The organism is Lysobacter sp. Root916, from assembly GCF_001429785.1.
Lineage (GTDB): Bacteria > Pseudomonadota > Gammaproteobacteria > Xanthomonadales > Xanthomonadaceae > Lysobacter.
Genome location: NZ_LMJF01000017.1, coordinates 129,872 through 141,325 on the forward strand (window position 1 = coordinate 129,872; position 11,454 = coordinate 141,325).

Below are 11,454 nucleotides of genomic sequence, written 5' to 3' on the forward strand. Positions count from 1 at the left end.
CTCGTTGGCTGCGAAGCGCGGGCGATGGAGGTCCGGGTCGGTACGTCGTCCAGCATAGGGCGACAGCGCGCCGCGGGTGGGAGGGGCGAACTCCGCGGCGGCGCTGCCTATGAAGCCCGCAGCGATCACGGACTCCAATACAGGGTCGGCGGCGAGGGCGCGCCCGCCAGCACCGCGCGGATCGGCAGGACGCTGCGCGGATCGCGCTGCACGGCGTCCAGCAAGGCACGCTTCTTCGCGCCTTCGATATGCAGGTATAGCGCCGGCGCGGTGAAGATCGCGCTCAGGGTCAGGCTCATGCGCGGCTCCGGCATGGCCTCGGTGCGCACCGCCATCACCGGCGCGCGTCCGCGCGGCTGCAGGCCGATCTCGCGCAGCGCCGGGTTGTCGCGGCCCAGGTCGGGGAACAGCGAGGCGACATGGCCGTCCTCGCCCATGCCCAGCACCGCCACGTCCAACGGCAGGCCTTCGTTGGCGATCTTGGTCAGCACCGGCATCAGCGCCGCTTCCGGGGTTTCGGTGGGACGGTACATCGGCAGCAGGCGCGCGGCGGCGGCGTTGTCGCGCAGCAGGTGATCGCGCAGCAGCTTCTCGTTGGAACGCGGATGCTCGGGCGGCAGCCAGCGCTCGTCCACCGGCAGCACCGTCACCCGCGCCCAGTCCAGGGTTTGTGTGGCCAGCGCCTCGAAGAAGCGCTTGGGCGTGTTGCCGCCGGACAGCGCGATGCAGGCCTCGCCGTGGCGCGCCAATGCGCCGCGCAGATCGGCCGCGACCTGTTTGGCCAAGGCCTGCGCCAGTTGTTCGGCATCCTCGAACAGGCGCTCGTGCAGCGGCAAGGGCAGCGGTTCGATCACGGTCAAGCGCTCAGCCTGCATCTTCATGCCAGGTCCTCCCGTCGCGTTCGATCAGGGCTACCGCGGCGCTGGGGCCCCAGCTGCCGGCGGTGTAGGGGCGCGGCGCCTCGGCGCCCGCGGCCCAGGCGGCCCGGATCGGGTCGATCCACTTCCAGGCGGCGTCGACTTCGTCGCGGCGCATGAACAGCATCGGGTTGCCGCGCACCACGTCCATCAGCAGGCGCTCGTAGGCGTCGGCCTGACGGCCGCCGAAGGCCGCGGCGAAACTCATGTCCAGCGGCACGTGGCGCAGGCGCAGGCCGCCCGGGCCCGGCACCTTGTTCATCAGCCACAGCTTCACGCCCTCGTCGGGCTGCAGGCGCAGCACCAACTTGTTCGGCGCCAGGCGGCTGGACGGGTCCTGTTCGGTGAGCTCTTCGAAGATCGAATGCGGGACCTGACGGAAGGTCACCACGATCTCCGAGACGCGCTCGGCCAGGCGCTTGCCGGTGCGCAGGTAGAACGGCACGCCGGCCCAGCGCCAATTCTTCACTTCGGCCTTGAGCGCGACGAAGGTTTCGGTGTGCGATTGCGCACCCAGCTCTTGCGCATAGCCCGGCACCGCGCGGCCGTCGACCGCGCCGGCCTTGTACTGGCCGCGCACGGTGTACTGGGCCGCGTTGCCGTTCTCGATCGGGCGCAGCGCGCGCAGCACCTTCAGTTTCTCGTCGCGGATCGCATCGGCGGCCAGCGAGGACGGCGGTTCCATCGCCACCAGGCACAGCAGCTGCAGCAGATGGTTCTGGACCATGTCGCGCAGCGCGCCGGACTTGTCGTAGTAAGGCGCGCGCGATTCCACGCCCACCGTTTCGGCCACCGTGATCTGGACGTGGTCGATGTGCTCGGCCTTCCATAGCGGCTCGAACAACGCGTTTCCGAAGCGCAGCGCGGTCAGGTTCTGCACCGTCTCCTTGCCCAGGTAATGGTCGATGCGGAAGATCTGGGTTTCGGCGAACACGCGCCCGAGCGCGTCGTTGATCGCGTCGGCGCTGGCGCCGTCCTTGCCCAGCGGCTTCTCCACCACCACTCGCGTCTTCGGCCCGACCAGGCCGTGCGACTGCAGACGGTCGCCGACGACGCCGAACAGATCCGGCCCGACCGCGAGGTAGAACACGCGTACGCGTTCGTCGCCGGCGAACTCGGCCGCGAACTCCGGCCAGGCCGCGTCCGAACTCAGGTCCAGGCGGCGGTACAACAGCAATGCGAGGAAGCCGTCGATGGCGTCGGATTCGCGCGCATCGAGATTGGCGAACTGCGCCAAGGCCTCGCGCACCCGGCCGCGGTAGTCGTCGTCACTCTGGCTGTCGCGCGCGATCGCGACGATGCGGGTGCCGGCGACGATCTGGCCGTCGGCATAGCGGTGGAACAGCGCCGGCAGCAGCTTGCGCATGGCCAGGTCGCCGGTGCCGCCGAAGATCACCAGGTCGAAGGGAGACAACGGCGCCGAATGCGGCGCCTGGGACGGGGACGGCACGGAGTACACGCTCATGGACGGGCTCGGACTGGTATGGGCAAAACCATACCGGTAAAGATACCAGTGAGATACCAGTTACGCAAATTCACGCTAAATCAATCGCTTATAATGAGATAGAGGCCCCAGGTTGCCGCCAGTGGTCTGTGACTGGTATCTTTTCCCCATGGAGCCCTACCTCGTCAGCGAGTTCCGCCGCCAGGCCCAGACGCGTCGCGCGCCGGCCTACCAGCACCTGCGCCGGACCCTGCAGCACGCGATCGAGAACGGCGAGATCACCGCCGGCCAGGCCCTGCCCGGCGAACGCGAACTGGGCAAGCTGCTGGACCTGTCGCGGGTGACCGTGCGCAAGGCCATCGCCGGCCTGGTCGCCGACGGCCTGCTGGTGCAGCGCCAGGGCGCGGGCACCTTCGTGGCCGAGCGCATCGTCAAATCCTTCTCGCGCCTGACCAGCTTCACCGACGACCTGCGCGCGCGCGGGCTGGACCCGCGCTCGACCTTCCTGGAGCGCGGCGTCGGCGAGGTCACGCCCGAGGAGGCGATGGCGCTGAACCTGTCGCCGGGCGCCTCGGTGATCCGCTACTACCGCCTGCGCACCGCCGACGGCGTGGCCCTGGCGCTGGAGCGCACGGTGGTGCCGCTGGCGGTGCTGCCCGATCCCGGCCTGGTCGAGAACTCGCTGTACGAAGCCTTCTCCAAGCTCGGCATCCGCCCGGCGCGCGCGCTGCAACGCCTGCGCGCGATCGCCTTCGACGCCGAACAAGCGCGGCTGATGGGCCTGCCCGAGGGCGCGCCCGGCCTGTTCATCGAACGCCGCACCTTCCTCGACGACGGCCGCGTCGTCGAATTCACCCGATCCTTCTACCGCGGCGACGCCTACGACTTCGTCGCCGAACTGCAGAGCGAAACCACGCCGTGAGCACACAAACCCTGCTGGACCCGACGAGCACGCGCATGTACGCCGAGGCGCAGGAAGCCGGCGACGCGGTTGCGCGCCAGTTCGCGGCCAACGCCGACGCGATCGACGACCTCAGCGATCGCCTGCGCCAGCGCCCGCCGCGCTTCATCGTCACCTGCGCGCGCGGCAGCTCCGATCACGCCGCGACCTACGGCAAGTACCTGTTCGAGACCCAGCTGGGCCTGGTCACCGCCTCGGCTTCGCCCTCGGTGGGCTCGGTCTACGCGATCCGGCCCAAGCTCGACGACGCCCTGTTCGTGGCGATCTCGCAATCGGGCAAGAGCCCGGATCTGTTGCGCAACGCCGAGATCGCCAAGTCCGCCGGCGCGCATGTGGTGGCCTTGGTCAACGTGCTCGATTCGCCGCTGGCCGCTATCGCCGACACGGTGCTGGGCCTGCACGCGGGCCCGGAAACCAGCGTGGCAGCGACCAAGAGCTATCTGTGCTCGCTGTCGGCGCTGCTGCAGCTGACCGCGCGCTGGAGCAACGACGCCACCCTGTTCAACGCCGTGCATGCCCTGCCCGAGGCGTTGCGCGCCTCGTTCGAACAGGACTGGTCACCGTTGGTCGAAGGCCTGGTCGACGCGCGCAATCTGTTCGTGGTCGGTCGCGGCCTGGGTCTGGGCGCGGCGCAGGAAGCCGCGCTCAAGTTCAAGGAAACCTGCGGCCTGCACGCCGAGGCCTTCAGCAGCGCCGAGGTCAAGCACGGCCCGATGGCGATCGTCGGCCCCGGCTTTCCGGTGCTGGCCTTCGCCCAGGACGACGGCACCGGCGACGGCACGGTCGCGGTGGCCGAGGAATTCCGCGCGCGCGGCGCGCCGGTGTGGCTGGCCGCGCCCGGGCGCTCTGGCGCGGGCAGCCTGCCCCTGGCGCGCTCGCAGCACCCGGCGATGACGCCGCTGCTGACCGTGGCCAGCTTCTACAAGGCGGCCAATGCGCTGTCGGTGGCGCGCGGGCACAATCCGGATCTGCCGCCGCATCTGAACAAGGTCACCGAGACCGTCTGATGTCCGCTTCCGTCGCCACCGCCTTCGTCAACGGCCGCGTGCTCAGCGAACGCGGTTTCGAATCCGATCTGTGCGTGATCGTCGAGGACGGCCACATCGTCGCCATGGTCCCGGGCGCCGCGCCTGCCGGCGCGCAGGTGGTCGATCTGCAGGGCCGCTATCTGGTGCCTGGCTTCATCGACACCCAGGTCAACGGCGGCGGCGACGTGTTGTTCAACGATGCGCCCACGGTCGAAGGATTGCACCGGATCGCCGAGGCGCACCGCCGCTACGGCACCACCGGCCTGATGCCGACCCTGATCAGCGACGATGTCGCGGTGATGCTGCGCGCGATCGCGGCGGTGCGAGAGGCGATCGCGCAAGGCGTGCCGGGCATTCTCGGCATCCACCTCGAAGGCCCCTATCTGGCCAGCGCGCGCAAGGGCGTGCACAACCCCGACAAGTTCCACACCCCGGACGAGGACGAACTCGACCGCATCGCCTCGCTGGGCGTCGGCAAGACCATGCTCACGCTGGCGCCGGAACGTTTCGACGATGCCACCTTGCAGGCCCTGGCCGCACGCGGCGTGCTGGTCTGCGCCGGCCACACCGCGGCCGACTACGAACGCCTGCGCGCGGCTTTCGCCCACGGCGTGCGCGGCGTGACGCATTTGTTCAACGCGATGACGCCGATGGGCAGCCGCGAACCCGGCGGCGTCGGCGCGGCGATCGAGGACCCGAACAGCTGGTGCGGCGTGATCGTCGACGGCGAACACGTGCACGATGCGTCCTTGCGCATCGCCATCGCCGCCAAGCCGCGCGGCAAGATCATGCTGGTCACCGACGCGATGCCGCCGGTCGGCGGCGAGCGCGAGGACTTCGTGCTCTACGGCCAGACCATGACCTGCCGCGACGGCAAGTGCAGCACCGCCGAAGGCACGCTGGCCGGTTCCGCCCTGGACATGGCCAGCGCGGTGCGCAACACCGTGCAGCGCCTGGGCTTGCCGCTGGACGAGGCCTGCCGCATGGCCTCGACCTATCCGGCCGAGTTCCTGGGACTGGGGCGTGAGCTGGGCCGAATCGCGCCGGGGTATCGCGCGGATCTGGTGGTGCTGGACGAAGCCTTGCGGGTTACCGGCACCTGGATCGGCGGCCGCGCCTAAGCGTCCGCGCGCAAGATCGACGAACGCAGGGTGCGTTGAGCGCAGCGAAACGCACTATCGCCCTACCCGGCGCCTCGCCTCGATTGGCTAGAGGCCCCGCACCTCAAGCACCCGCGGGATGCGGTTCCTCGATGTCTATCGACCCACGACGAGACCGTTTGTACCCGACGCAAGGTCACGGCAGGACGGAATGCTCATAAGCCAACCGCTGCGTATTAGTCGCTGAGCCAGACCCGCAGAAATTTTTGTTTCGAGTTGCTCCAGAAGTAGAGCGAGGCGGCACTTTCTGGCCTGAAGTACATGAGACTTGGGGAGGACAACTTCAGTTTTGGTCGGCCCGAATCAGGACCGAAGTTGCAATCTTCCGCGTAATCGAAACAAGCGTACGCGACGACGCCCGGCGGCTCCACGTCTATCGCCATCGCCAGGGAGGCATCCGGATGGCTTGCGCTGCCTTTGATGTGATCAAGCTTGATCCAGTGGTAACCGCCATCCCGATCCGACAAATGAACCCAGAGCGCTTCGTCGCTGGACTTGCGGTGGATGAGCAGCAAGGCCGTATCTTGCCGGCCATCCGCGTTGAAGTCGGCGATCGCACGGGTGAATTTGTTCGGCGACTGCTGGAGCATCGGATCGGCAAGCTCGCGGGCGTTCGGCGGGCGCCAACCCGAAGGCAGTTCACCATGTACCGGCAGCGCACCCGCGGCCAACAGGACAGTCGCAAGTATCGACATAACGCAGACGTTCCCCGAAGACGGCGTGCGACTCGAATCTTACGTCGGCCGTCCATCGCGCGCCACGTCGCGGCCGAACCGAGCGCCTACTCTTTACAGCGGGCGATCGCGCACGAGCACCGAATGATGCACCGCCAGCACCGTCGCCACGCCCACATCGCGCGAGCCTTCCGCCACTTTCAGCACGCGACCCACCCATAGCGTGCCGGGATATTGCTCCGGCGCCAGAAACCACACGTCCGCACGCGCACGGCCGCCGGTTTCCACGTGCGGCACCCCGATAAATTCGTGATAGCTGGAGGTCCACTCGTCGGCCCCGATCGCGTACAGCGGCCGGTAACCGGACAACACGCGCTTGACGTTACCGGCGTGCGTGCGCGCGGTCAGTTCGAACAACACGGTTGCGTGAGCGGGCATGGGCGGACGACTCATGGCTTAGCCCTTCTCGAATACATGCTCGGACGGCTTCGCGCCGCAGGCGGGGCAGTAACTCGCTTGCGGCGTACGCAAGGGTTTTCCGCAGTTCGTACAGGGCGGGCCGTACAGCGACGCGCGGTGATGCCACAGCGCATTCGGGTTGGTCTCGCGGAAGCCGGTCAAACGCTCGTAGAAACTCAACGCGCGGAGGCTGTCGACGGATTGCATCGCCGCCGCGAGGCCGCCGTCGGTAATGACACGGTGGCGCTGGACATCCTCGATGACCCGCATCAGCAACGGCTCCATCGACTGCCACTCTTCGTCGGTCAGCATCGGCAGGACCCTGTCGCAACGCCAGCAATAGAGGTCTTGGGGCATGGCGCGAGTCCGGTTCGATCAATGGTTCGCCACGTCGTTCGATGAGGGCGTAGCCTGCGCCGCCAACCTGACGATCGCCGCGATCCCCGCCTCCATCCGCAAGCGCGCCGCCGGATTGGCCGAGTGCACCGCGATCGACGGCGGGCGGAAACCGTCCAGCGCCACCGCTTCTTCGATCCAGGCGATCACGTCGTAGCCGGTGCCGCGGGCGTCGTCGCCGAGGTCGTGGTCCAGGCTGATCTGCGTCACCGTGCCCTGGCGCAGCAAGGCGATCGCCTCGTCGGGCCAATAGACCCGTACCCAGCCGTCAGGCGTCGTTCGTTCGTCGTCGAGGTACACGCGCATGGCCGCGACCTTAGCGACAGGGCGCGGCGAACGCGAGCGACCGGGGGCAATCGGTTTCAATTGAAACCACCGCCACATTACGCGTGCCCGCAGGCCCGCCCCGTCCAGGCCATTGCGGCCGCGGCGGGCCGCCTCGCGGCCGCCATACGCACAAAGGCTATAATTCCGAGTCTTTGCTCGGACCCGGCGGTCGCCGGCTCCCGGCCGGACGCCGTCGTCCCTCCCCCGCCAGCCCACCCGCGGCACCGCCGCGAGAGCCCGCCATGACCAGCACCGCAGAACTCAGCTCGCCCTCGTCGGCGAACACCGCCCTGACCAACAGCGTCCTCGACCCGGACTACGGGCTGGACCATAAGTACACCCGTCAGGAAGGCCGCATCTACCTGTCCGGTGTGCAAGCGCTGGTGCGCCTGCCGCTGATGCAGCGACTGCGCGATCAGGCCGCCGGCCTGAACACGGGCGGCTTCATCTCCGGCTACCGCGGCTCGCCGCTGGGCGGCTTCGACCTGGAGCTGTGGCGCGCGCGCAAGCATCTGGAGGCGGCGGGCGTGAAGTTCACCCCGGGCCTCAACGAGGACCTGGGCGCGACCATGGTCTGGGGCACCCAGCAGACCAATCTGTTCCCGGGCGCCAAGGTCGAAGGCGTGTACGGCATGTGGTACGGCAAGGGCCCGGGCGTGGACCGCACCGGCGACGTGTTCAAGCACGCCAACGCGGCCGGCACCGGCAAGTACGGCGGCGTGCTGGCGCTGGCGGCCGACGATCATGCCTGCCGCTCCTCGACCCTGCCGCACGGCTCGGAAGGCGAATTCGTCAGCGCGATGATGCCGATCCTGAACCCGGCCGGCGTGCAGGACATCCTGGACATGGGCCTGGTCGGCTGGGCGATGTCGCGCTACACCGGCCGTTGGGTCGGCTTCAAGACGATCGCCGAGACCGTCGAGTCCTCGGCCTCGGTCGACGTCAATCCGCTGGCGCTGCAGATCGTCACCCCCGACGACTTCCAGCTGCCGCCGGGCGGTCTCAACATCCGTTGGCCCGATCCGCCGATGGATCAGGAAATGCGCCTGCACCAGTACGCGGTCAAGGCCGCGCAGGCGTTCGCGCGCGCCAACAAGATCGACCGCCTGGTCATCGATTCGGCGAACGCGCGCCTGGGCATCATCACCACCGGCAAGAGCTACCTGGACGTGCTGCAGGCCCTGGAATACCTGGGTCTGGACGCGCGCGCCTGCTCGGAGCTGGGCATCCGCGTCTACAAGGTCGGCATGACCTGGCCGCTGGAGCCGGTCGGCCTGCGTGCGTTCGCGCGCGGCCTGCAGGACATCCTGGTGGTCGAGGAGAAGCACGCCTTCATCGAAAGCCAAATGAAGGAGTCGATGTACAACTGGGACGGCGGCCAGCGTCCGTCGATCGTCGGCAAGTACGACGAGAGCGGCGAGTGGATCCTGCCGTCCACCGGCGAACTCACCCCGGCCCGCATCGCCGGCGTGATCGCGCGCCGAATCCAGCGCTTCCACGACAGCGAACACATGCGCGACGTGCTGCGCTGGATGGAGGAGAAGGAATCCGAACTGGCCCTGCCGCGCGCCGCGTTCCCGCGCGTGCCGCACTACTGCTCGGGCTGCCCGCACAACACCTCCACCGTGGTGCCGGAAGGCTCGCGCGCGCTGGGCGGCATCGGTTGCCACTACATGGTGACCTGGATGGACCGCAGCACCGACACCTTCACCCACATGGGCGGCGAAGGCGTGACCTGGTCGGGCCAGGCGGCGTTCACTGAAACGCCGCACGTGTTCCAGAACCTCGGCGACGGCACCTACTTCCACTCCGGCTCGCTCGCGATCCGGCAGTCGGTCGCCACCGGCGTCAACATCACCTACAAGATCCTCTACAACGACGCGGTCGCGATGACCGGCGGCCAGCCCGTCGACGGCACCCTGTCGGTTCCGCAGATCGCGCACCAGGTGCGCAGCGAAGGCGTGCAGACCATCGTGCTGGTGTCCGACGACATCGCCAAGTGGCATAAGCGCGAGATCTTCCCGGGCGAGATGGAGTTCTACGACCGCAAGGAACTCGACGAGGTGCAAAAGCGCCTGCGCGAGGTCAAGGGCGTCAGCGTGCTGATCTACGACCAGACCTGCGCCACCGAGAAGCGCCGTCGCCGCAAGCGCGGCAAGATGGTCGATCCGCAGAAGCGCGTGATGGTCAACAGCCTGGTCTGCGAAGGCTGCGGCGACTGCGGCAAGAAGTCGTTCTGCGTGTCGGTGCTGCCCAAGGAAACCGAGTTCGGCCGCAAGCGCGAGATCGACCAGTCCAACTGCAACAAGGACTATTCCTGCGTCAACGGCTTCTGCCCCAGCTTCGTCACCGTGCACGGCGGCGGCCTGAAGAAGAAGAAGGGCAGCAACGCCAAGGACCGCCTCAGCGATCTGCCGCTGCCGCAGCTGCCCGCGCTGGATCAGCCCTGGAACATCCTGATCACCGGCGTCGGCGGCACCGGCGTGGTCACCATCGGCGCGTTGCTGGGCATGGCCGGTCACCTGGAAGGCAAGGGCGCGTCCGTGCTCGACCAGACCGGTCTGGCCCAGAAGGGCGGCGCGGTCACCACCCACATCCGCATCGCCAAGACCCCGCAGGACATCCACGCCGTGCGCATCGCCGCCGGCGAGGCCGACCTGGTGCTGGGCTGCGACATGGTCGTGGTCAACGACTACTGGGCGCTGTCCAAGGTGCGCGCCGGCCGCAGCGCGGTCGTGCTCAACAGCTATGAAGCGATGCCGGGCACCTTCACCACGCGTCCGGACATGCAGTTCCCGGCCACCGACATCGTCGCCGCGATCAAGCTGGCGCTGGGCGGCCAGGACCCGTACGTGGTCGACGCGACCCAGCTGGCCACCGCGCTGATGGGCGATGCGATCGCGACCAATCTGTTCATCCTCGGCTACGCCTGGCAGCGCGGCCTGGTGCCGATCGCGTTCGATGCGCTGATGCGCGCGGTCGAGCTCAACGGCGCGGCGATCGAGATGAACAAGACCGCCTTCGCCTGGGGTCGCCTGGCGGTGGTCGATCCGGCCGCCGTGGCCGAGGCCGCCGGCCTGGTGCGCAACGCCCAGACCCGCGCCGAAGCCACCCCGCACGACCTGCCGCACCTGGCGCCGGGCGAGTGGGAAGGCAACGAATGGGGCGCCACCTCGGCCCCGCGCGCGACCCGCAACGAAGACGAACTGCGCCACGTGCCGGCTCAGGCCGACAGCGACAACGTCGCCTTCCTGCCGCTGGACGACCTGCGCCTGTCGCGTTCGCTGGACGAGCTGATCTCGCGCCGCGTCGCCTTCCTCACCGATTATCAGGACGCCAACTACGCCAAGCGCTACACCGACTTCGTCGCCAAGGTGCGCGAGGCCGAGCAGCGCAAGGCGCCGGGTTCGACCGACCTGACCGAGGCGGTCGCGCGTTATTTCTTCAAGCTCATGGCCTACAAGGACGAGTACGAAGTGGCGCGCCTGTACACCAGCGGCGAGTTCCAGCGCCGCCTGCAGCAGCAGTTCGACGGCGACTACACGCTCAAGTTCCACCTCGCCCCGCCGCTGCTGGCCAAGAAGGACGCGCAGGGCCGCCTGATCAAGCAGGAGTTCGGCCCCTGGGTGTTCACCGCGTTCAAGTGGATGGCCAAGCTGCGCAAGCTGCGCGGCGGCAAGCTCGACATCTTCGGCTACACCGAGGAGCGCAAGATGGAGCGCCAGCTGATCGCCGACTACGAGCGCACCGTGGGCGAACTGCTGGGCACCCTGGACAGCGGCAACGCCGATCTGGCGGCCGAGATCGCCTCGATCCCGGAACACATCCGCGGCTACGGTCACGTCAAGGAAGCGCACCTGCACAAGGCCAAGGAGCGCGAAGCGGAGCTGATCAAGCAGTACCGCAATCCGCTGCGGATCGTGCAGGCGGCATAAGCGGTCGTCACCACCGGAACAGAAGAAAACCCCGCGCTGCGGGGTTTTCTTTTGGGCGCGGGGCGACGGCCACGCCCATGGCTCCTGCGCCGGTTTGACCAGGGGCGGCGCTCTGGTTAGCCTCGGCGGCGCGCAGCGCCGCCGAGGCTAACC

The 11,454-nt window shown here is 68.3% G+C and carries 10 protein-coding genes; 4 read left to right on the plus strand and 6 right to left on the minus strand.

The features are described from left to right. Positions 1-125 precede the first annotated feature (125 nt). Positions 126-881 carry a 6-phosphogluconolactonase gene (gene pgl / locus ASE35_RS20070; protein WP_057164909.1) on the minus strand — a complete coding sequence of 252 codons (756 nt, stop codon included), beginning with the start codon at positions 879-881 and terminating at the stop codon, positions 126-128. Beyond that, positions 865-2,382 carry a glucose-6-phosphate dehydrogenase gene (gene zwf / locus ASE35_RS20075; RefSeq protein ID WP_057164910.1) on the minus strand — a complete coding sequence of 506 codons (1,518 nt, stop codon included), beginning with the start codon at positions 2,380-2,382 and terminating at the stop codon, positions 865-867. Before zwf ends, pgl begins: the two co-directional genes overlap by 17 nt. Before the next feature lie 148 nt (positions 2,383-2,530). Here zwf and ASE35_RS20080 point away from each other — a divergent pair, with 148 nt between their 5' ends. From ASE35_RS20080 to nagA, 3 genes are read left to right on the plus strand one after another with little or no spacing between them, the layout of a single operon-like run. Further along, the gene (locus ASE35_RS20080) at positions 2,531-3,283 is read left to right on the plus strand and encodes a GntR family transcriptional regulator (protein ID WP_056177222.1); all 753 of its coding nucleotides are present in this window, start codon (positions 2,531-2,533) and stop codon (positions 3,281-3,283) included. Between the two features lie 35 nt (positions 3,284-3,318). Then, a complete protein-coding gene (locus ASE35_RS20085) occupies positions 3,319-4,329 on the plus strand; it encodes an SIS domain-containing protein (RefSeq protein WP_057164911.1) in 1,011 nt (336 codons plus the stop codon). Next, positions 4,329-5,471: an N-acetylglucosamine-6-phosphate deacetylase gene (nagA, locus tag ASE35_RS20090; RefSeq protein WP_057164912.1), complete on the plus strand. Its 1,143-nt coding sequence runs from the start codon at positions 4,329-4,331 to the stop codon at positions 5,469-5,471. The genes ASE35_RS20085 and nagA overlap by 1 nt, the downstream gene beginning before the upstream one ends. A gap of 215 nt (positions 5,472-5,686) precedes the next feature. Here nagA and ASE35_RS20095 read toward each other — a convergent pair whose 3' ends face one another. The 4 genes from ASE35_RS20095 to ASE35_RS20110 all read right to left on the minus strand — a co-directional run bounded on the left by ASE35_RS20095 (position 5,687) and on the right by ASE35_RS20110 (position 7,345). Next, positions 5,687-6,205 (minus strand): hypothetical protein, encoded by a 519-nt coding sequence (locus ASE35_RS20095; RefSeq protein ID WP_157489591.1) that lies wholly within the window; start codon positions 6,203-6,205, stop codon positions 5,687-5,689. Between the two features lie 93 nt (positions 6,206-6,298). Next, positions 6,299-6,601 (minus strand): hypothetical protein, encoded by a 303-nt coding sequence (locus tag ASE35_RS20100; RefSeq protein ID WP_157489592.1) that lies wholly within the window; start codon positions 6,599-6,601, stop codon positions 6,299-6,301. A gap of 39 nt (positions 6,602-6,640) precedes the next feature. After that, the gene (locus ASE35_RS20105) at positions 6,641-6,955 is read right to left on the minus strand and encodes a zinc ribbon domain-containing protein (RefSeq protein ID WP_057164915.1); all 315 of its coding nucleotides are present in this window, start codon (positions 6,953-6,955) and stop codon (positions 6,641-6,643) included. A gap of 63 nt (positions 6,956-7,018) precedes the next feature. After that, entirely contained in the window at positions 7,019-7,345 is a 327-nt protein-coding gene (locus tag ASE35_RS20110; protein ID WP_057164916.1) for a cyclic-phosphate processing receiver domain-containing protein, read from the minus strand. A gap of 263 nt (positions 7,346-7,608) precedes the next feature. On the opposite strand from ASE35_RS20110, the gene ASE35_RS20115 reads away from it, so the two are divergent. After that, positions 7,609-11,301, plus strand: coding sequence for an indolepyruvate ferredoxin oxidoreductase family protein (locus ASE35_RS20115; protein ID WP_056177239.1), 3,693 nt, complete (start codon positions 7,609-7,611; stop codon positions 11,299-11,301). The last annotated feature ends 153 nt before the right edge of the window (positions 11,302-11,454 follow it).